1 protein-coding gene is annotated in these 362 nt (G+C 47.8%); it reads left to right on the top strand.

Features of this window, described 5'->3' with window-relative positions; genetic code table 11:
- Positions 1–62: 62 nt before the first annotated feature.
- A partial coding sequence (locus tag KK062_RS30105) for a WGR domain-containing protein (RefSeq protein WP_254088090.1) occupies positions 63–362 on the top strand: 300 nt, incomplete at its 3' end.

Raw genomic sequence — 362 nt, 5'->3', positions numbered from 1 at the left:
CAATCTGACTGCCTGATAGATATGTTTGTAAACGGACCAGCGTCTATCAAAGAATCCGCATAATGAGAAAGTACTTTTTGTATTTAAGCAATGAGTTTAACCGGTTCTGGCAGATAGAAGTGCTCATCAGCTCATGTACGATTTCCATTACGGAAGGACGCGTAGGAACGTTTGGCAAAGTGACCAATCGCGTGTGTGCCAGTGAGAAAGAGGCCTTGAAAGAGGCGGTGATGATGGCCTACGAAAAGCAGCGGGAGGGATATTTCGAGGGGCAGGAGGGATTTATCAAACGGTATGAGCTGCCGCGGCTGCTGAAAGAAAGCCTGCTAACCGAACGGACGTTTATTGTACGCGACCGAAAG

This window comes from Dawidia cretensis (assembly GCF_018598175.1).
GTDB lineage: Bacteria > Bacteroidota > Bacteroidia > Cytophagales > Cyclobacteriaceae > Ohtaekwangia > Ohtaekwangia cretensis.
The sequence above is the reverse complement of the archived record's forward strand: the minus strand, read 5'-3'. Positions and strand labels throughout refer to the sequence as shown.